Origin of the sequence: Bacillus sp. KS1, assembly GCF_020075515.1 — a bacterium.
GTDB classification, from domain to species: domain Bacteria; phylum Bacillota; class Bacilli; order Bacillales; family Bacillaceae; genus Bacillus; species Bacillus velezensis.
The window spans coordinates 16,029-37,745 of the sequence record NZ_JACAWW010000025.1 but is presented as its reverse complement, the minus strand read 5'-3'; the positions used below and the strand labels follow the sequence as shown (position 1 = coordinate 37,745).

Genomic DNA, 21,717 nt, shown 5'->3' with positions numbered 1-21,717 from the left:
GGCGTGTCGCAAGCTCCGCCCGCACGTCATCGCTTTCCCGTCCTTCGATATAGGCGTAAAGCGCGGTTTCGCCGTGTTCAGTCCGGGCGGTGACTGCCGCCTCACGAATGCCGTCGATGCGCCGGATCGCCGCTTCGATCTCTCCTGGTTCAATCCGGTAGCCGCGGACTTTCACCTGTCCGTCTGAACGTCCGAGCCATTCGACTAGGCCGTCTTCTGTCCAGCGTGCGATATCGCCCGTCTGATACATGCGTTCTCCCGGATAAAACGGATCATTGAGAAAACGCTCCTCTGTCAGCTCAGGCCGGTTCAGATAGCCCCGGGCCACCCCTGTCCCCGCGATGTACAGCTCTCCTGCCACGCCCGCAGGCTGGATGGTTCCTCCGCTATCTAATACATACAGACGGGCACCCGGAACGGGTTTTCCGATCGGAAGCCTTGTCCGTCCGCTGTCCCGTTTTCGGTCACAGACGTAAAACGCCGCATCAACCGTCGCTTCCGTCGGCCCGTAGCCGTGAATAAGCATCGTCTCCGGCAGAAGATCGGCAAACCGGGCAGCCGTAAGCGGTGAAAGAGCTTCACCTCCGGCAAACACGCGTGTCAGTGTTCTGCCGAGGCGTGTTCTTGTTTCCTCAGGCTCCGTTTCCAGCGCGTCTAAAAAGCTGTTGACCATCGCCGGAATAAAATGCGCGGTCGTCACCTTTTCTGAGGCAAACGCTTCAATCATCCGCACAGGATCTTTCTCCCATCCGGCAGGAAGCAGATACACGGAGGCGCCTGACATTGTCCACCAAAACAATTGCCAGATAGAGGCGTCGAATGAAAAGGATGATTTCAGCACGATAACATCCTCTTCCGTTAACGGAAACTGCCCTTGCATCCCTGATAAAAAGGCGGCGGCCTGACGGTGTTCAACAGCCACTCCCTTCGGTGTTCCCGTCGAACCGGACGTATAAATGATATAAGCGAGCGAAGCGCTATCCGCTTCTTCAGAGACAGCCCCTGTCTCCGTCTCGCCTGTCAGAGCAGAAAGAGACACTTCTAGCGTTTCTCCGGAAAAATCGGGAACGGATAATCCCGGCTGTGCAAGCAGGAGACAAGCGCCGCAGTCATCGAGCATATAGCGCAGCCTGTCCTCAGGATACTCCGGGTCAAGCGGCACATAGGCGCCGCCTGCTTTTAACACGGCAATCACAGAAACCACCATCTCCGGTGAGCGTTCAGCGAGCACGCCGATCATGCTTTCTTTGCGGACGCCTTTTTGGCGGAGCCAAACGGCGAGCCTGTCTGTGTACTGGTCGAGCTCAGCGTACGTCAGCATGCCGCCCGGAAAACGGAGCGCCGGACGATGCGGCGAAAGCGCGGCGCGGCGGGTAAACAGCCCGTGAAGCGTCGGAGCCGGCAGTTCAGCCGTTTCTGTACGGTTAAACGCAGTTAACACCCGTTTCTTTTCATTTTCATCCACCATATCAATATGCCGAATCAGCCGGTCTGGATTTCTAACGGCATTTTCAACGATCGTCAGCAAATGAGTTTGAATGCGTTTAATTGATGTTTCAGTAAATAAAGCGGATTGGTAATCAAAATTCAGCTCAATCAATCCCGTATCTGTCCGCTCCTTAATTAAAATGGACAGCTCATTTGCCGTATGCCCGCTGAAAAACATCGCCGTTTCATAATCGAAACCTTCTGCCTGACGCCACGCGAGAGGCTGGTATTGCATCGAAATCCCGATGATATTTTGCAGGTCGTGATGAGTCTGCCTTAATTCATTCACAAAAAGATTGTAAGGGTATTTCTGGTGCCGCATAACAGACAGCTGCTCTTTTCCTACGCTGCGGACAAAGGACAGGAACTCCGCATCAGGATCTGCCGTCATTCTGATCGGCAGTGTGCTGACGAACATGCCGAGCATATCCTTTTCGAGCCTGGAGCCCCGGTTTCCGTAATAAGTGCCGATGGCAATATCCTTTTTAGCCGTCAGACGGCTGATGCATATGTATAACGAAGCCATAAACAGAGAGATGATGCTGACATTATGATCTTTGCAAAAACGCCGGATAGATTGTTCTAAGGAGTGAGAAAGAGTGATAGTATCTCTAGAAGCCGCAGTGCTTTGTCTAAGATGAGAGGTTCGTTCCGCCAGTGAAAGGTGTTCCGGAACGGTTCGGTATGTTTCAGTCCAAAATGAACGGTCTTTTTGAAAACGGGAAGACTGTAAGTATTGCTGTTCTTTTTCCATGTAGCTGAGATAGGAAGGCCTGTGATGTTCAGCTAAATCCTCGCTCCGCATGATCTTTTGGTAGATATCAATGAGCTGGTTGCCGAGCAGGTTGAGCGAGATGCCGTCCATGATAATATGGTGAAATTTTGAATAAAGCCAAACTTCTTCGTCTGACATGACAAGCAGAGTAAAGTGATACAGAGGTGAATGAAACAGCTTGAACGGAACACGAGTCTGCGTGTCAATCCATGCGTCCCGCTCTGCCTGATCAGTATGAGTAAAATCAATAGTCTCTAGAGAAATCGGCCGATGCCCCGCCAGATACAGCTGGGGTTCTGAGCCGTCCCCTTCCGTCAGTTGAAACCTGAGCGAATCATTTTGCGAGATAGAAAAATCTAAAGCACGGCGCAATACGTCAAAGTCGATATTCCCCCTGAATTTGACGCACGCCGCGAGATTGCAGATACTTGTGCCCGGCTCGAGCAGCTCTGTAAACCAGACTCTTCTTTGGGCGTGAGTTAAAGAATAAACAGTGTTCTTCAATGGAATCCCTCCATTTCAATTTAAGAGGATAAGAAAGTGAAATAATTACAATTAAAATTCGACAGCATATGACTAAATCATCCATATAGCATTATTTTAAAACATATTTTAGAAATCACAATAAAAAATTAAATTTTCTCTAACATTTTTTAGAATATAGTATATATTCCTCACTTCATTTATTCATTTCTATAATCTTTATACCATGTAAAACGGTATGTATGCACACTGTAAACTGGTTCTTAAACACTATAATAAGGAATAAAATGTATAATTAATTGCACTTTTAAAAAGGTTTTGCCTTCTGAAAAGAAGTTTTACGTTTAAAAATGAAAAATCGGTGTCATGTAAAAAAAAGGAAGTATATTGCCGTATTACTTTTTGAAAAGATTGATTCATAATCGCAATATAATGTTTTACAGACATCAAAAAAGCCGAATCCTCTAAGGATTCGGCCCTTCTTATTGATTTGCCAGCACGACTGCGATTTTGTCTTCAATGTCTTTTCCGTCATCTTCGTCAAGCAGCCCGTTTTGAAGCACGGAAAAAATAAGCGTATCTCCTGTTTTTGTGTCTGCATAGCCGGCAATCGAACTGACTGATGTTAATGACCCGGTTTTCGCTTTAATTTTGCCCTCTGCCGGGGTGCCCTTCAGCCGATTCCGAAGGGTTCCTCCCGTCATTCTGTCGCTTGCGCCGGCGACAGGGAGCGACCGAAGGAAAGACGGGTACCACTTTTCTTTCTGAACCGCATACAAAAGCTCTCCGATTTGGCCGGCGGATACGCCGTTAACATGAGAAACGCCGGATCCGTCTCTTGCAATCAATTCATCCGGATTCAGCCCAAACGATTTGAGCTCCGATTTCATCACGTCCAAGCCCTTTTCCCAGCTTCCCTCTCCTTTTTTCACTTTTCCCATTTCCTTGATCAGAATTTCGGCGTGCCCGTTGTTGCTCAGTTTCATAAACGGGATCAATAATTCTGAAAGAGGCATGGATGTCCGTGATGTGACAAGCTGGGTGCGGTGCGGCATTCGCCCTGTTCTGATTTTCCCTTTTACAGTTATGCCTTGTTTAGTAAGCGCTTGTTTCCATAAATCTAAAGCATAGGACGACGGGTCCCACACTGCCGCCCATTCTTTTGCCTTTGCCGAGCCGGCAGGTATGGTTCCCTTTATTGTAATCACATTGCCACCGTGCTCCCGTTCAACCGTCAATTCTTTCTTTTCATCAGAAGCGACGGTTTTCACTTCATTTTTCACACGAACGACGTCCGTATGGGGAGAAATCGAAATGCGCGGCTTTTTACCGGGCTGTTTTGCCGGGCTGATTTCCGCTATCATCGTTCCGGTATCATAATCTTCATTTGGGGAAGCGGTAAGAGCTGATACTTGCGCACCATAATATTGGCCTTCATCGCTCCACGGAAGATCAACTGAATACCTGGTATCGTCATACCACGAGTCATCCCCGACCAGATCTCCTTTAATGACATGGATGCCTCTGGCTTTGACCTGTTTAGCCATCTTCTCAAAATCAGAAGCCAATAGGGTCGGATCACCTTTTCCCCTGAGATAAAGGTTTCCGCGCAGCTGTTTTCCTTTTACGGCGGCGTCTGCCCGTACTTCTGTCTTAAAGGAGTAATCTTCTCCGAGAACGGAAAGCGCCGCAGACGCCGTCAGCAGCTTCATCAGTGATGCAGGCCTCAGCCGCATATCTTCCCGGCTGCCGAACAGCACTTCCCCTGTTTTTGCTGACCGGACACTGACGCCCGCTGAAGCTCCCTTTAAAGCAGGTTCTTCATCCAGAATGTGTTCCAGCTCTTTTTGCAAAGTATTTTTTTGTTCAGCCGCCTTAGCCGCATCATCAATATAAGGAACTGCGGCAATGATCAAAAGCAGAATCACCGCGCTCAAGCGTTTCACATATGTTTTCAATGTTATCCCGCCTCTTTCCTATTCTTCGTCATGCAAAATGGTGATCCTGGATGACACAGCCGCTTCTTCGCCCGGTTTCAGAATCTGAAGCCCTGTCAGTGATGCAGGCTGATTCAGATTAAATGCATCTGTAACGGAAGTATAAGGCTCAAGACTGACAAACCCCTGCTTTCCGTCACCGTTATATACCACCCAATGCTTGAAAGACGTGTCTGCTTGATACAAAACGGATAATTTCTCATCCGGATGATAAATAACAGCTTCGTTATTGCCGCCGTTCCGTCCGGAAGAAAGAAAAACATCGTCAAACTGTTTATTTTTCAAAGACATCCCATGACGGAACGCTTCTTTATCAGGCACATCCAATAAACGGCCCGTCGGCACGAAACGTTCATTTAATTCCCACATGCGGTCAGCCGTCAAAAATAGACGAGAACGCTCTTCATTGAAAACAAAAGTTGAATGATAGCCGAGCCCCCAAGGAAAAGCCTCCGTTCCCTTGTTGATAATCAGCGCCCGCTGCGTAAACACATTGTCTTTTAATGTATAGGTCATCCGAACAATGACATCGTGCGGAAATTGTTTATGAACACGGGGAATCTTTGAAAGATCAATTTCTGTTTCGACTGTCATTCCATCCCCCTCTTCTTTCGGTGCCGCCGCTTTCCAATGCTGATTGTGAAGAAAGCCGTGAATATGATTATGTTTATCCTCTTCGTTTATCTCAAATTGATACGCGCGGCCGTCAAAACGAAACGTCCCGTCCGTAATCCGGTTCGGGGGGAATAAAACGGGAATGCCGTACAGCATCGGTTTTGCGCGGAATTGCTCCGAGGTCTCCGGTTCTCTAAGAAGCCGCATACCGGTTCTTTTATCCCGAAGCGATATGACATTTGATCCCCACTCCGGCACAATGATGCATTCAGCCTGATCAGTCTCCGCTTTAATGGCTGAAACCCCTAAATAAGTCGTATGTTCAATCGTCATAAGCACCTGCCCTTTCCTTGTTTTCTAGCATGTATAGGAATTCCATTTTCTAAACTCATTTTCCTTCTCTAAAAAAAACATCGCCCGTATGAACTGAGCGATGTGCGGTAAAACCTTATTGAATCAGCCGGGTAATCTGTTTTTTCTTCCATACAAACCGGTAATATCCGTATTGCAGCAGCAGGCTGACGACAAAAGCCGCCGGATAACCGACCCAAATGCCGAGAATGCCGAGATTCGTATAATGAGAAAGAATAAAGGCCACAGGCACTTCAATTCCCCAAATCGCAAAAATACTGATAATCGTCGGCCATAACACCGTACCGCTCGCCCGCATTGTTGCTGAAACAATCTGAGCGTGACCGAAAATCAGATAGCTCCAAAGGGTAATCATAATCAGATTGCGGGCAATGTGGAGTGTATCCTGATCAGTTAAAAACAAAGCCAGTATCTGCCGGGAGAAGGTATAAATCAGCACAATCAAAACCCCGCCGATCAAATAATTCAGGCCGATGCCGACTTTAATGACCTGTTTCAGCCGGCCGAATTGATTGGCGCCAATGGATTGGGCGGCAAAAATGGAAACGGCGATACCGAGGCTTACCGCCGGCATCTGCACATAACTCGCCACTTGGTTGACGACCCCGTAAGCAGCCGTCGCATTTGATCCGTAATGATTGACAAATGAAATGACCGCAATTTCAGAAAGTGACACGAGAATCATATTGATGCTCGACGGAATACCGAGACGGAGTAAAAGCGCAAGCAGCTTTTTGTCCATTTTAAGAGAACGAAGCGCAGTCCGGTCAAATGCCAATGGATGTTTCCTTTTCCGCAAATAAACCATGAGTACGATAAATGTCACGATGTTTGAAATCACGGTTGCATACGCCGAACCGTAAATGCCGAACTTCGGAAGTCCGAAAAGCCCGAGAATTAATAAGGGCAAGAGCCCAATGTTTATGACTGTACTGACGATTAACGTATAAAACGGAGTCTTTGAATCTCCCGTTCCGCGTAAAAAAGTCGTATACGCAAAATATAAAAACATCAGCGGCATTGCGCAAAACAAAATGCGCGCATATCGGACACTGACATCTATTACGTTTTCCGGCGTTCCCATCAGCCGCAGAATATCAAGCGTAAACACACTGCCGACAACTGCCAGAACAACACCGAGCATAAAGGTAAAAGTCAGTGTAGTGCCGACAATCGCCTTCATCCTCTCTTCGTTTTTCGCGCCGTAAGCCTGCCCGATCAGAATGGAACTTCCCGAACCGATTCCGATCGTAAAGGAGATCAGCAGAAAAAACAGCGGAAAAAAAGACGATACGGCGGCAAGCGCATCGACTCCGAGCCACCTTCCGACAAATACCATTCCGACCAATTGGCCGACAGATTGCAATACATTGCTTAAAAGCAGCGGCACTAAAAACAGTGACATCGATCGCCAGACAGACTGGCCGCGGCCTTCCGCTGTTTCTAAATGATCTTGTACTTCCATATGTAGGACTCCTTTTTTGATTTTCTTCCATTTTATTATTCAGCAGACAGCTTGTAAAAACCTTTTGTTCAATGAAACACTTTATCTTTTTCTCACGTCTTACATGGAAATAAACCATAAAAATAAAAAGTTCGGAAAATATTTCTGAAAAGGTATTGTAATCTTACCGTAATTATTGTAACATTTGTAACATAAGAGAAAGAGATTGATTGAAGGAGAGATTATATCATGAAAAAATGGCTATTATTCCTCACTACTATTACATTGATTCTGTCATTGGGCACTGCGGCGACCGCAAAAACTTCACCTAATGACCTTACACAAAAACAAGCACTTCAGCTGGCTCTGTCAGCGAGAGAACATTTCTGGAACACAATGAGCGGCGGTGCGCTTAAATCAAACGCAAATTGCACATCTGAACCGTTTGAATATCAAAATCTGCAATATGTATTTATGTGCAAAGACCTCGGAACAAAAGCGAAAGCCGTAAAATATCTGACACCCGCTTTTACAAAGCAAGCGATTGACAAAGGGTTCAAAGATTACCACTTCACTGTAAAAGACGGCAAATTGGCTGTTCCGGTCGGCGACGGAGATAACCTCCTGAATTGGAAAAAAGCAAAAATGACTCTTCTTTCTAAAAAAGGAAGCATCCAAACATACCGCTTCACTGTACCGACTCTTGACGGTTCTCCGTCAGCTAAACGCGATGTAACATTCGTAAAAGTAAATAACGTTTGGAAAGTCAATCAATTTGATGCTGTCATATAAGAAAAAGCCCGCTTGCTTACAGCGGGCTTTTTTCACATCATTTCCACGAGATTCTTACAAGATATTCAACTCAAAACCCCCTTGTATAACAAGGGGGTTTTTGTTTTACCGACATTATTAATCTGCGCCTATCTCATACAAAAAACGCTCTAGGAGAGATTCGAACTCCCGACCTGCAGTTTAGGAAACTGCTGCACTATCCGCTGTGCTACTAGAGCCTGCTTCTATTATAGTAACGCTGGCGGCCGTTTTTTTCAAGTCTACAGCCCTCCGAACACTTTATAGGCGGCTCTCGTCGTATCTTCATCTATTCCGATATAACGCATTGTAATAGACGGAGAAGAATGATTCAAAATCCTCTGCAGTTCAGCAATGTCTTTTGTCCTCTGATAAAAATGATACCCGAACGTCTTTCTAAGCGTATGCGTCCCGATTTCCTCCAACCCGCAAGCGGCAGCCGCTTCCTTTAATATTCTGTATGCCTGAATCCGGGATATGGGCTTATTCGTCCGTTTCGATTTAAACAAATAGTCATCTTCTTTCATGTCTTTTGTGTAAGCGTATATGTCGGCCTTTAAAGACTCCAGTATCAGAATTTTTCTTTTCTTTCTCGTTTTGCTTTCGGTTGCCCACACATGGTCTTTGTTCCTTACATCCCTCACGCGAAGCGGCAGAACATCAGAAATCCGCAGTGCGCTGTTCATGCCGAAAATAAATAAAAAATAATCACGATCACTTTTCTTCATTAAATACTGTTTGACTTCCTGGATCTTCTCCAAACTTCGGATCGGCTGTACGATATGCATCAAAAAACCCCTTATAATTGGTAAAGTAACATATTGAGCGTTATGTTACTAGTATAGCCGAAACCCGTTGAATGATAAAGGGTAAAGGGCCTTATGTAACATAATATACATAGTGTTACATAAGGTGAATCAGATACACAGTTTCAACAAATTACTCAAAAACATCATTTTCAGCCCGATGACAAGCTTTTAAACAAATCGATACTTAAGGTATTAAAAAATGAAAACAACAGCCTTAAAATGAAATCTGAGCATCCGTTTTTTTGTGAGCAACCGAAAAAATGCAAAAAAAAGACACAATATGAAATTGTGTCCTAGTCTTCATCTTTTACATCAATGTCTTCAGGAAGCGGCTCATTTAAAAACTCTTGAATCATTTCCTTATATTTTTCCAGCTGTTCGAGATGGGTTTGAAATTGTTCCTTGTTGATTAAATATTGCTGTCCGTCATGGACGGCCCTTATTTTATTCGTCAAAACAAGATTGTGCACATATTCTTCAGGAAGACTGGTAAACTCAGCTGTCTCTTTGATCGTTAAATACATGGCTCACGTTCCTTTCATATGTCATGTGAGTGAATTCTGTTTTGTTTATTGTAGCTTATTTTTTGTCTTTATGCTTGTTTCACAGCTTTTTCGGTCCGGTTTCCCATTTAGCCTATTTGCGACTGATTACATTCACACAGAAACCCCAACTTTTTGCACACCGGACTATTCCGTTTGTCACTTGTGAAAACAGCACATTTTACTTACTCTATAATTGTAAGCGGAAAACAAAGGAGGCAGACTATGAAAAAGAAAAAGTTTATGAATCTCTGTTTTATCGTTCTGCTCAGTACTTTGCTCGCGGCCGGAAGCATCCCTTATCACGCTCAGGCTAAGAAACACCCGTTTTCCTATGACGACTACAAACAGGTAGATGTCGGCAAAGACGGCATGGTTGCCACCGCCCATCCTCTCGCTTCACAAATCGGTGCCGACGTGCTGAAAAAAGGCGGCAATGCAGTTGACGCCGCGGTTGCCATTCAATTCGCATTAAACGTAACTGAACCTATGATGTCGGGAATCGGCGGCGGCGGATTTATGATGGTTTATGACGCGAAGACGAAAGACACCACCATTATCGACAGCCGGGAACGCGCACCGGCAGGCGCAACACCGGATATGTTCCTTGACGAAAACGGCAAAGCCATCCCTTTCTCCGAACGCGTTACGAAAGGGACTGCAGTCGGTGTGCCGGGAACATTAAAAGGACTTGAAAAAGCGCTCGACAAATGGGGCACACGCTCCATGAAACAACTCATCACCCCTTCCATTAAACTTGCCTCAAAAGGCTTTCCGATTGATTCGGTTTTAGCTGATGCCATCTCAGATTATAAAGACAAGTTATCACACACTGCTGCAAAAGACGTGTTTCTTCCGGACGGAGAACCTCTGAAAGAAGGAGACACACTCGTCCAAAAAGACTTAGCCAAAACATTTACAGCTATTAAGTACAAAGGCACAAAAGCATTCTATGACGGTGCATTCTCCAAAAAGCTTGCGGAAACAGTGCAGGAATTCGGCGGTTCAATGACAGAAAAAGACATTAAAAACTTCAATGTGACGATTGACGAACCGATCTGGGGAGATTACCAGGGCTATCATATCGCAACTGCTCCTCCTCCAAGCTCGGGCGGTGTTTTCCTGTTGCAAATGCTGAACCTCTTGGATGATTTTAAGCTTTCCCAATATGATATCCGTTCTTGGCAAAAATATCAGCTTCTCGCAGAAACGATGCATTTGGCTTATGCTGACCGCGCCGCATTTGCCGGGGACCCAGAATTCGTCAACGTCCCTCTCAAAGGTCTCTTGAATCCAGATTATATCAATGCCCGCAGACAGCTGATAGATATTGATAAAGTCAATAAAAAACCGAAAGCCGGCGATCCTTGGGCCTATCAGGAAGGTTCTGCAAACTATAAACAAGTGGAGCAGCCGACTGACAAACAAGAAGGCCAAACGACTCACTTCACGGTAACTGATCGCTTCGGCAATGTCGTATCTTATACGACAACAATTGAACAGCTGTTCGGTTCCGGCATTATGGTTCCCGGATACGGCGTTGTGTTGAATAATGAGTTAACAGACTTCGATGCGGTGCCTGGCGGCGCAAATGAAGTGCAGCCGAATAAACGTCCGCTCAGCAGCATGACTCCGACTATTTTATTTAAAAATAACGAACCTGTCCTGACTGTCGGCTCCCCCGGCGGAGCAACGATTATTTCTTCCGTCCTGCAAACGATCCTGAACAAAGTTGAGTATGGCATGGATCTGAAAGCGGCGGTCGAAGAGCCGAGAATTTACACAAACAGCATGACATCCTATCGATATGAAAAAGGAGTGCCGGAAGATGCCCGCACAAAACTGAACGAAATGGGGCATAAATTCGGCAGCAGCCCGGTTGATATCGGTAATGTGCAAAGCATCCTGATCGACCGTGAAAACGGCACCTTCACCGGAGTCGCCGACTCAAGCCGAAACGGAGCCGCAATCGGCGTAAACTTAAAAAAATAACTAGACAAAAAGCCTCGTTTCTCAAGCTGAGAAACGGGGCTTTTGTTTATTCTGCACTGTATTCAGATGAGGATTTTTCAGACGTTAATGACGCAAGCGAAAGCACGCCGCACATCGCGATGACAACACCCGCTGATCCGATCCATGTCACTGACGCAAGAGACAGATGAGTGACAACAATGCCCCCGATGCCCGCCCCGGCCGCCATAGCCAGCTGCATCACAGACTGGTTGAGGCCGAGTAATACACCCGATGATTCAGGCTCCATCGTTGCCAAATGATACTGCTGAGCAGGTCCTGATGACCAGGCGGCGAAGGACCAAAATATAAGCACTGCCGCCGCTCCGAAAGCAGAATGTGTCACAAACGGCAATAACATGAGCATGATAGCATGAAGCGCCATTCCGCCGGTTAATGTCATACGCGCCCCCCATTTGTCTGCGCTGAAACCGCCTGCTTTAGAACCGGCAAGACTTGCAACACCGAAAATAAGCAGCAATGTACTCAGTATTCCGCTTCCGATATGAGTAACGTTCAGTAAATACGGAGAAAGGTACGTATACGCAACCGAATAGCCTCCGAGCCAAAAAAACGTAATGGCCAGCCCGACAGCCACCTTTCGTTTCTTCAAAAGAGAAAATTGCTGAATGAGCGGCACCGGTTTATCTCCTTTTATCTCAGGCAACGCGAAACGTATAATAAGCATGGCAATGATTCCAATTGCCGCAATTCCGGCGAAAACCACTTTCCAGCCGAAAGCTTCAGACACGGTTCTTCCGATCGGAACACCGATAATGAGCGCCGCCGTAAACCCCATAATGACGGTTGCGAGAGAACTTGCCTGTTTTCCCGGGGGAGCGATTTTTGCTGCGATCGTAAGCGCGGTGACCACCACGGTTCCTGCTCCAAGCGCCATAATCACCCGTGCTCCCGCAAATAAGCCGAATCCCTGCACAAGGAAAGAAATGATATTCCCGATAACAAACAGCCCCAGAGCATAGATCATGAGCTTCCTTCTGTCCAGTTTTGCTGTAAGGGCCATCATGACAGGCGTTCCGATTGCATAAACAAGTGAAAAAATCGTAATGAGCTGCCCTGCCGCTGCCACAGTAACTCCCAAGGAACCTGCAATTTTATCAAGCATCCCGGATATCACATACTCAGACGTCCCCACTAAAAAACTGATAATTGCCAAAATGTAAATCTTCCAGGTATTTTGCACCTGACACACTCCTTCATTGATGATTTATATAAAGATATATTGTGATATATCGATATAAAGAGTTGAACAAACAGAAACAAATCGCAATATGTCGATGTGTAGTCTGAAAAAGAAACTGAATCCCTCTTCTAAAGGATTCAGCCCTACATTTCGCGCTGAAAATAATCGGCCATCGCCTTTATCGCGTCTTCATCTCTTTTATAATAGGTGTATTTGCCAATCCGTTTTGTTTGGATAAGGCCCGCCCGCTGAAGGATGGAAAGATATTGAGAAGCCGTTGACTGTGTCATCTGAAGCTTATCGGTGATCTGGCTGACACACACTCCGATCTCATTCATATCAATGCCATCATGCGGTGCGAAGTGACGGTCCGGCTCTTTCAGCCATTGTAAAATCTCAAGCCGTGACTCATTAGACAACGCTTTAAAAACATCAATAGGTTTCATACGCTTTATTATATCGTGATTTTACGATATGTCAATGTTGTTTTTATTAAATCTCTATTTTTTGTTTTGCCTCTCTTATGATCCGGGAAATAAAATCACTCACATTCTCTTCAAATGTGTCTTCCCGCCCGTATTGCCGTACATGTACAGATTGATGGCGGCACTCTTGATCCCCCACAACCGCAATATACGGTATTTTTTTCATTTGTGCTTCTCTGATTTTATAGCCGAGTTTTTCATCGCGCTGATCGAGCTCAGCCCGGATACCCGCTTTCTTTTGAGAAAAACCAGAACGAAAAAAATTGGCGTACACAGCTGTCCTGTTTTCTCATCTTCCGTTCGGTAATGCTTTTAATCCATTCAGCAGTTCTTCAAACGCCGATGTCAAAAATAAATCACTCCGGTAGATAAATGATATATTCATATCCCGAAACTGTTCAGGAAGCTCATGAAGAAAAAGATTTTTCCTGTTTTGAAAATAACGGACGGCTGATGCAGGCAGAAAGGAACCCCCCATCCCCGCCTGCACTGCCCCAATAATGGCTTCCAACGTACCGAATTCAATGATTTTATGTGCGGGCACTGCCTCTTCTTTCAGTATGTTTTTTATTTTACGGCGGTGCGAACAGCCCGCGGCAAAATACAGAATCGGATCTCGCAACAAGTCTTGCAAACTGCCTTCTCGCTTATTTGAAACCAAGACTAATTCTTCTTGAAATACAGCGACTTGCTCAAGATCTTCGTATTCGACCGGTCCATAAACAAAAGCGCCGTCCAGCTCATAGTGTAAGATGTGCTGCACTAAGGTATGTGTATCACCCGTTGACAGAGACAACTGTACTTTCGGGTAGCGGCTGCAATACTCCGTGAAAAATTGAGGGAGATGGACGGCTGCCGCCGTTTCAAGAGAACCGATTCGAAGCGGGCCGTTCGGATCACCTGCCTCTTGCGCCGTTTTTTGCGCCTCATGCAGCAATTGAAGGATTCTGTCTGCGTCTTTCAATAAGTTTTCACCTGCGGGCGTCAGCGTCATCCCCCGATTTGTGCGGTAAAAAAGCTGTGTTTGCAATTGCCGTTCCAGCTGCTGAATCCGGTTTGTCACATTTGATTGAACATAATGCAGGCTTTCTGCCGCCTTTGAAATACTTCCTTTGCGGGCGACAGCCTGAAAAATCTTTAAGTCTCCGCTTTCCATGTAAGGGCACCTTCTTGCTATGATTTTTATTGATAGCCGGCTATCAATTTTCATTTATTTACTGCAGCTGATACAGCCTGTAAAATCTTTCTCATCAATCATAAAGGAGAGAAGAATAATGAATGCCCTTATCATACACGAAAATGGCTTTGATTTCAGGCAGGCACCTGACAAAAGGCCAGGAAACGGCGAAGTGAAAATAAAGCTGAAAACAGCCGGATTAAACCATCGTGATTTGTTTTTAATGAAAAACCACGAAACCGGAAACCATGAATTTACTCTCGGTTCAGACGGCGCGGGAATCGTAACCGAAATAGGACACGGCGTCCGGTCTCATTTACTGCATGCAGAAGTCATCATCAACCCGGTGCTGAATTGGAAGACCGTTGAGGACGTACCAGCCGTCCCTGATATTTTAGGCGGTCCGAGCGACGGAACATTTTCACCTTATGTCATCGTTCCTGCGGAAAACGCCGTTTTAAAACCCGAACACCTGACTTGGGAGGAAGCGGGCGTGCTGCCGTTATCAGCATTAACCGCTTATCGCGCCTTATTTACAAAAGGACAATTAAAAAAAGGCGAACACCTTATCCTTCCGGGCATCGGAAGCGGCGTGGCAACATACGCCTTATTAATGGCAAAAGCTATCGGAGCGACAGTCAGCGTCACCTCCCGCAGTGAAAACAAAAAACAAACCGCACTGTCATACGGTGCAGACCGGGCGATTGACAGCTACGGTGATTGGAATGAGGCGCTGAATGGCGAAAAAGCAGATATCATACTTGACGGTGTAGGCCCCGCCTTGTTTCAACACTATCTTGACATTATTAAACCGAATGGCCGGATCGTAACATTCGGCGCCAGTTCAGGCGATCAGCTCGGATTTCCTATTCGCTCGCTGTTTTTTCCGCAGATTCATATTCTCGGTACATCAATGGGTAGCAATGAGGAATTCGCGGATATGCTGGAATTGATAAACCGCTGCGGCATCCGTCCCATTATCGACCGCATGTACCCTCTCAGTGAAGCAGCTGCCGCTTATAACAGAATGCGGGAAGGACGGCAGTTCGGCAATATCGGCTTTCGTATAGATGTCTAAAAAAGGAGGAGCGGACCCGTCCGTTCCCTTATTTGTTTATAAGCGCTTCCGCTTGAAATTCAATATGTTTTTCTTCATCAATTAAAATCTGCCCGCAAATCGACTGCAGACACACAGATCCCGTCAGCAGCACCGTGATCGACTGCTCAAGGCTTGCAAATCGTCTCAGTCTGCGGAAGAAAACAACCTCTCCACTCTGATAAACAAAATTCCATATGTTATCTTCCTTTCCACGTTATCCTTATATACTCATTTCAATACGAAAAACCGGCTGATCCCAGCCGGTTTTATAAATAAACCCCTTTATTTACGGTAAAACAGTGCTCCCCATTAAATAACTGTCGACTTCGCGCGCTGCTTCCCGGCCTTCATTAATCGCCCATACAATCAGGCTTTGGCCCCTTCTCGCATCCCCTGCGGCGAAAACACCGTCAACATTCGTTTTATAATCCCCATATGCCGCCTGAATTTTATGATTTGCCGAATCGACACCGAACTGTTTCAATAATGGCTGTTCTGTCCCTTCAAAACCGATGGCGATGAACACCAGCTGAGCAGGCCATACTTTTTCTGTCCCGGGCAGTTCATGAAATTCATACTTTCCGAATTCGTTTCTGACTTTTTCCATTTGAATGGTGTGAATCTCTTGTAAGCGGCCCTGCTTATCGGCCACCATTTTTGTCGTCTGAATTGAATATTCTCTCGGGTCTTTGCCGAACTTTGCCTGCGCTTCTTCATAGGCGTATTCAAGGGTAAAGACGTGCGGCTGTTCAGGCCACATATTGTCGTTCGTGCGCGTCTGAGGAAGTTTAGGATGTTTCCCAAACTGGTGCACGCTGCGCGCTTTTTGGCGCAGCGCGGTTGCCACGCAGTCAGCTCCTGTGTCTCCTCCGCCGATTACGATGACGTCTTTCCCTTTAGCGTCTATAAATTGTTTGTCTTTGAAGTTGGAATCTAAATAGCTTTTCGTCGCCAGTGTTAAATAGTCCATCGCATAATGGACGCCTTTTGCTTCCCGGCCTTCAATCAGCAGATTGCGCTGCTTTTGGGCGCCTGTGCACAAAATGACGGCATCAAATTGATCTTTCAGCTCATCTGCCGTTATGTCAACGCCGATTTCGGTATTTGTCACAAAATCTATACCTTCCTGCGTCAAAAGCTTAATACGGCGTTCGACGACATTTTTCTCAAGCTTCATGCTCGGAATGCCGTACATCAGCAGGCCGCCGGCTCTGTCGGCACGCTCATAGACCGTTACGGAATGTCCGGCTTGATTCAGCTGATCAGCGCTTGCCAGACCTGCGGGGCCTGAACCGACGACAGCGACTTTTTTACCTGTGCGTTTCGCTGGAATTCTCGGCTGAATCCATCCGTTCTCAAAACCTTTGTCAATGATCGTCCGCTCGATGTTTTTAATTGAAACAGCCGGATCTGAAATAGCCAGCGTACAAGATCCTTCACAAGGAGCGGGACAGACCCGCCCTGTGAATTCAGGAAAGTTATTCGTTTTCAGAAGACGCTCCAAGGCTTCTTTCCAGCGCCCCCGATAGACGAGGTCATTCCACTCCGGTATCAGATTATAAATCGGGCAGCCGGACGTAAAACCGTTGATATCAGCGCCGATTTGGCAAAACGGTGTGCCGCAATCCATACACCGCGCCCCCTGCCGCTTTGACGCTTCATCTGAAAATGGAGCCGAATACTCTTTCCAATCCTTTAAGCGAGTGAGAGGGTCCCGCTCAGCCGGTTTTTCTCGTTTTTCTTCCATGAATCCAGTTGGTTTCCCCATGTTCCTCTCCCCTTTCTTACTGTACTACCGCTTGTTTTTGATCTTTGGCAGGCGTTTGGAGGACCTTTGTATTGGCTTCAAAAGCATACATAATTGCGTCTTCTTCCGATAAACCCGCCGCTTTTTGTTCTTCGATGCTGAGGAGCATTTGTTTATAGTTTTTCGGAATGACTTTGATAAAGGTTTCTGCGGCTTTTTCCCAATTGTCCAGGAGAGCTGCGGCTTTTTTGCTGTTTGTCAGCGCCGCATGCCGTTTGACCATTTCTTGCACTTCTTTGATCTCCGCCTCATCCGTCAGCTTTTCAAATGAAATCATTTCCATGTTGCATTTGCGTTTAAATGCTTTGGCATCATCACTCAGGACGTATGCGATACCGCCTGACATTCCCGCCCCGAAGTTTTTGCCGACTTCACCGAGGACGACAACCCGGCCGCCTGTCATGTATTCACAGCCGTGGTCTCCGATACCTTCTACAACGACATTGACTCCGCTGTTACGGACTGCAAAACGTTCACCGGCGCGCCCGTTAATGTACGCTTCCCCGCTTGTTGCTCCGTAAAATGCGACGTTCCCGATAATAACGTTATCGTGAGTTTCACAATTGAAGTCATCAGGCGCTTTCACGATGATTTTTCCGCCTGAAAGCCCTTTGCCTACGTAGTCATTTGAATCCCCGTTCAAATGAAGCGTCATCCCCTTAGGAACAAATGCTCCGAAACTCTGTCCGGCTGATCCGGTAAAATGAAGTCTGATTGTATCATCCGGCAGGCCTTCCGCTCCGTAGCGTTTAGAAATTTCACTTCCCGTCACGGTTCCGGCTACGCGATTTGTATTATTGATCTTGATTTCAGCTTCCGCTTCCTGACCGGCTTCAATTGCAGCCTGCACCGCCGGAAGAATAACCGTCATATCAAGCGACTCGTCGATCTTATGGTTTTGCGCCGTACGGAAAGTACGTACGCCTTCAGGCTGGTACAGCAGTGTGGATAAATCAAGCTGGCCCGCTTTCCAATGCGCTTTCGCACGTTCACTTACATGAAGAACGTCTGTCCGTCCGATCATTTCATCAAGCGTCTTAAAGCCTAACTGCGCCATATATTCACGCACTTCTTCTGCGACAAACAGCATGTAATTTACGATATGGTCAGGGTCGCCCATGAATTTTTTGCGGAGCTCCGGGTTTTGCGTCGCGACACCTACAGGACATGTATCTAAGTGGCAGGCGCGCATCATGACGCAGCCGAGAACGACAAGCGGCGCTGTAGCAAAGCCGAATTCCTCCGCACCGAGCAAGGCGGCCATCACGACATCTCGGCCTGTCATCAGCTTACCGTCCGTTTCCAATACCACGCGATCCCGTAAACCGTTCAGCATCAGCGTTTGGTGAGCTTCTGCAAGACCAAGCTCCCACGGAAGACCCGTATGTTTAATACTTGTTTTCGGCGACGCGCCCGTTCCGCCATCGTAGCCGCTGATGACGATGACATCCGCAGTGCCTTTTGCCACACCGGCCGCAATCGTGCCGACACCGGCTTTTGACACGAGCTTGACGCTGATACGCGCGCTTCGATTTGCATTTTTCAAATCATGAATCAGCTGCGCCAAGTCTTCAATTGAATAAATATCATGGTGAGGAGGCGGTGAGATCAGCCCTACACCTGGTGTAGAACCGCGGACATCCGCGACCCAAGGATATACTTTGTTGCCCGGAAGCTGACCGCCTTCTCCCGGCTTCGCCCCTTGCGCCATTTTGATCTGCAATTCATCCGCATTGACGAGATAATGGCTCTTTACGCCGAAACGGCCGGAAGCGATCTGTTTAATCGCACTTCTTCTGTCGTCGCCATTTTCATCCGGAACGAAACGTTTCGGGTCCTCGCCGCCTTCTCCGCTGTTGCTTTTTCCGCCAAGCCTGTTCATCGCTATCGCTAAAGCCTCATGGGCCTCCTTGCTTAATGAACCGAATGACATCGCTCCTGTTTTAAAACGTTTCACGATGGACGCAGCTGATTCAACTTCCTCTAATTTTAAAGGCTTGCGGTCTTCTTTGAAGGCGAACAGATTGCGTAAAAATCCGATTCGTTCTTCATCCGCTGCATGAGAATATTGCTTAAACAGGCTGTAATCATTCTTGCGGCACGCCCATTGCAGGGTATGGATGGTTTTCGGGTTGAAAGCGTGGTGCTCTCCCCCGTTTCGCCATTGGAATTCACTACCCGGCTCAAGAGTTTGGCTGTAATCATCCTTGTACGCCGCTTGATGGCGCTGTTTCGCTTCTTGCGCAATCGTTTCGATATCAATTCCGCCAAGCTGAGATGCAGTACCGGTAAAGTATTTGGCGATAACGTCTTCACCGATGCCGACCGCTTCAAAAATTTGGGCGCCCCTGTAACTTTGCACAGTTGAAATCCCCATTTTTGACATCACTTTCACGACGCCTTCTGTTACGCTCTTTCCGTATTTGCTGACAGCTTCTTCATACGGAATATCAAGCCGGCCTTCATCGATTTCCTGCTTATACGTAGCGTAAGTCAAATACGGATTGACAGCATCGGCACCATACCCGATGAGAGCCGCAAAATGATGAACTTCACGCGCTTCCCCGGATTCAACGATAATGCTTGCTTTTGTTCGCAGGCCTTGGCGGATCAAATGCTGATGCAGCGCACTGACGGCCAAGAGCGGCGGAATCGGCGTCAATTCCTTACTCATTGCCCTGTCAGATAAAATCAACAGAGATACGCCTTCCTTGATCGCTTTTTCCGCCTGCTGAAACAAATCCTTCAGGCCTTTTTCTAGGTCATCGGAAAACAGCGCGCGGATGTTCTGGCTCTTAATGTCAGGGTGCACGAGTGTTTTCAGCGCATAAAACTGTTCGTTTGATAATACAGGAGTATACAGTTTAATGCGGCGGGCATTTCTTTCACTTGGATGCAGCAGATCGCCTTCAGCTCCGAGCCATGTCACCGTGGAGGTCACAAGCTGCTCGCGGATCGCGTCAATCGGCGGGTTTGTGACTTGCGCAAACAGCTGTTTAAAGTAATGAAACAGTGATTGGGCGCGATCGGATAAAACGGCGAGCGGCGAATCATTTCCCATAGAGCCGAGCGGGTCCTTGCCTTCTTTAATAACAGGAATTAAATATTTCTGGATATCTTCATACGTATAGCCAAACGCTTTTTGACGGACGAGAAGATCATCGAATTGTTCCTCTTCCCGGATCTCCGGGTCAGGATTCACTTGAACCAATTCTTCTTCAAGCCATTTTTGATAAGGGAATTCATTGGCGATTTCTGTTTTTACTTCTTCATCTGAAATAATCCGGCCTTCCTCTAAGTCAATGAGCAGCATTTTTCCGGGCTCCAGACGTTTTTTATGAAGAATGTTCTCCTGCTCAACTTCAATAACGCCGACCTCAGATGAGAAAATAATATGGTCATCTTTTGTCACATAGTAACGTGCCGGACGCAGGCCGTTACGGTCAAGGATGGCGCCGATTTGTTTTCCGTCCGTAAACGAAATGGCGGTCGGCCCGTCCCACGGCTCCATTAAAGAGCTGTGATATTCATAAAAAGCCCGTTTCGCTTTAGACATGTGAGTGTTTTCTGTCCATGGTTCCGGAATCAGCATCATTGCCGTATGTGCCGGTTTCCGTCCCGCCATCACGAAAAATTCAAACGCATTATCAAGAATGGATGAGTCACTGCCCTCAGCATTTAAAATCGGCAGCACTTTGTGAAGATCGTCTCCGAAGCTTTCTGAAACGAACTGCTGCTCCCTCGCTCTCATCCAATTGATGTTGCCCCGGAGCGTATTGATTTCTCCGTTATGAATCAGATAGCGGTTCGGATGGGCACGTTCCCAAGTAGGAAAGGTATTTGTGCTGAATCTTGAATGCACGAGTGAAAATGCAGATACGAAGGTTTCATCCTGCAAATCCAAATAAAAAGCGTCAACCTGCTCAGGCGTTAACAACCCTTTATAAACAATAGTCTGGCTTGACAAGCTTGCGAAGTAAAAATCAAGCTGTTCTTGAACGCCCCAATTTTCCGCCTGCTTCCGGATGACATACAGTTTGCGTTCAAAAGCAAGGCTGTCTTTCAAATCGTTTGCGGCTCCGATAAATACTTGACGCACATATGGGCAAGTACTTTGTGCCACTGTTCCGATTTTTCCGACATTTATAGGGACGGTTCTCCAGCCGAGAACGATCTGTCCTTCCTGCTCAATGAATGCATTCACCTGTTTTTCGATCTTTTTTCTTTCCTCTTCATTTTGCGAGAAAAAGACCATTCCTACCCCGTAACGGCCTTTTTCCGGCAGTCTCATTTCTCCGCACTCTTTCTTAAAAAAAGCATCAGGGATCTGAACCATCAGGCCGGCGCCGTCACCCGTATTCGGATCACTGCCCTGTCCTCCTCTGTGATCCAGCTGGCAAAGCATCTTCAGTCCTTTTTTGACAATGTCATGTGAAGGTTTCCCTTTTAAATGGGCATACAAGCCGATTCCGCATGCATCGTGCTCAAATTCCGGACGGTAGAGACCTTGTGCTTTCGGCATTTGATTGTAAGTCATAATTCCTCTCCCCCGATCAGTTTCCGTTAATTATCGGTCATAAAATCTGACAACTTTAAATTA

At 46.7% G+C, this 21,717-nt stretch carries 14 protein-coding genes, 1 tRNA gene and 1 pseudogene; 3 read left to right on the top strand and 13 right to left on the bottom strand.

The genetic code is table 11. From position 1 onward, the window contains the following. From HWY38_RS18520 to HWY38_RS18505, 4 genes are all read right to left on the bottom strand, one after another. On the bottom strand, positions 1-2,767 hold a 2,767-nt coding region (locus HWY38_RS18520), incomplete at its 3' end, for a non-ribosomal peptide synthetase (protein ID WP_224182364.1). Positions 2,768-3,228: 461 nt separating this feature from the next. Further along, complete coding sequence (gene dacB, locus HWY38_RS18515; protein WP_224182363.1) at positions 3,229-4,704, bottom strand: D-alanyl-D-alanine carboxypeptidase/D-alanyl-D-alanine-endopeptidase; 1,476 nt, start codon at positions 4,702-4,704, stop codon at positions 3,229-3,231. 18 nt (positions 4,705-4,722) lie between these two features. Continuing rightward, positions 4,723-5,691 carry an aldose 1-epimerase gene (locus HWY38_RS18510; RefSeq protein ID WP_263433389.1) on the bottom strand — a complete coding sequence of 323 codons (969 nt, stop codon included), beginning with the start codon at positions 5,689-5,691 and terminating at the stop codon, positions 4,723-4,725. A gap of 115 nt (positions 5,692-5,806) precedes the next feature. After that, positions 5,807-7,195, bottom strand: coding sequence for an MATE family efflux transporter (locus HWY38_RS18505; RefSeq protein WP_007407362.1), 1,389 nt, complete (start codon positions 7,193-7,195; stop codon positions 5,807-5,809). Positions 7,196-7,423: 228 nt separating this feature from the next. Here HWY38_RS18505 and HWY38_RS18500 point away from each other — a divergent pair, with 228 nt between their 5' ends. Then, on the top strand, positions 7,424-7,966 hold the full coding sequence (locus HWY38_RS18500; RefSeq protein ID WP_224182361.1) for an IseA DL-endopeptidase inhibitor family protein: 543 nt from the start codon (positions 7,424-7,426) through the stop codon (positions 7,964-7,966). A 145-nt stretch (positions 7,967-8,111) separates the two neighbouring features. On the opposite strand, the gene HWY38_RS18495 is transcribed toward HWY38_RS18500, so the two are convergent. The 3 genes from HWY38_RS18495 to HWY38_RS18485 form a co-directional block, all read right to left on the bottom strand. Beyond that, positions 8,112-8,184, bottom strand: a tRNA-Arg gene (locus HWY38_RS18495). 42 nt (positions 8,185-8,226) lie between these two features. Beyond that, positions 8,227-8,772, bottom strand: a complete 546-nt coding sequence (locus HWY38_RS18490) for a site-specific integrase (protein ID WP_003153850.1) — start codon at positions 8,770-8,772, stop codon at positions 8,227-8,229. A 314-nt stretch (positions 8,773-9,086) separates the two neighbouring features. Then, entirely contained in the window at positions 9,087-9,317 is a 231-nt protein-coding gene (locus HWY38_RS18485) for an excisionase family DNA-binding protein (protein ID WP_003153848.1), read from the bottom strand. A gap of 243 nt (positions 9,318-9,560) precedes the next feature. Between HWY38_RS18485 and ggt the strand changes: the two genes are divergently transcribed. Beyond that, complete coding sequence (gene ggt / locus HWY38_RS18480; protein WP_088460972.1) at positions 9,561-11,327, top strand: gamma-glutamyltransferase; 1,767 nt, start codon at positions 9,561-9,563, stop codon at positions 11,325-11,327. Positions 11,328-11,373: 46 nt separating this feature from the next. Here the strand turns inward: ggt and HWY38_RS18475 are convergent, their stop codons facing one another. The 4 genes and pseudogenes from HWY38_RS18475 to HWY38_RS18460 all read right to left on the bottom strand — a co-directional run bounded on the left by HWY38_RS18475 (position 11,374) and on the right by HWY38_RS18460 (position 14,190). Further along, on the bottom strand, positions 11,374-12,549 hold the full coding sequence (locus HWY38_RS18475) for an MFS transporter (RefSeq protein WP_224182360.1): 1,176 nt from the start codon (positions 12,547-12,549) through the stop codon (positions 11,374-11,376). Positions 12,550-12,692: 143 nt separating this feature from the next. Then, positions 12,693-12,995, bottom strand: coding sequence for an ArsR/SmtB family transcription factor (locus HWY38_RS18470; protein WP_003153841.1), 303 nt, complete (start codon positions 12,993-12,995; stop codon positions 12,693-12,695). A gap of 46 nt (positions 12,996-13,041) precedes the next feature. After that, positions 13,042-13,272: pseudogene (locus HWY38_RS19175) on the bottom strand (His/Gly/Thr/Pro-type tRNA ligase C-terminal domain-containing protein); the annotation flags it as partial. A 51-nt stretch (positions 13,273-13,323) separates the two neighbouring features. Continuing rightward, entirely contained in the window at positions 13,324-14,190 is an 867-nt protein-coding gene (locus tag HWY38_RS18460; RefSeq protein WP_224182359.1) for a LysR family transcriptional regulator, read from the bottom strand. Between the two features lie 118 nt (positions 14,191-14,308). Here HWY38_RS18460 and HWY38_RS18455 point away from each other — a divergent pair, with 118 nt between their 5' ends. After that, entirely contained in the window at positions 14,309-15,289 is a 981-nt protein-coding gene (locus HWY38_RS18455) for a zinc-binding dehydrogenase (protein WP_224182358.1), read from the top strand. A 307-nt stretch (positions 15,290-15,596) separates the two neighbouring features. Here HWY38_RS18455 and gltD read toward each other — a convergent pair whose 3' ends face one another. Beyond that, positions 15,597-17,078 carry a glutamate synthase small subunit gene (gene gltD, locus HWY38_RS18450; protein ID WP_017417941.1) on the bottom strand — a complete coding sequence of 494 codons (1,482 nt, stop codon included), beginning with the start codon at positions 17,076-17,078 and terminating at the stop codon, positions 15,597-15,599. Between the two features lie 16 nt (positions 17,079-17,094). Beyond that, positions 17,095-21,654: a glutamate synthase large subunit gene (gene gltB / locus HWY38_RS18445; protein ID WP_224182357.1), complete on the bottom strand. Its 4,560-nt coding sequence runs from the start codon at positions 21,652-21,654 to the stop codon at positions 17,095-17,097. Between the last annotated feature and the right edge of the window lie 63 nt (positions 21,655-21,717).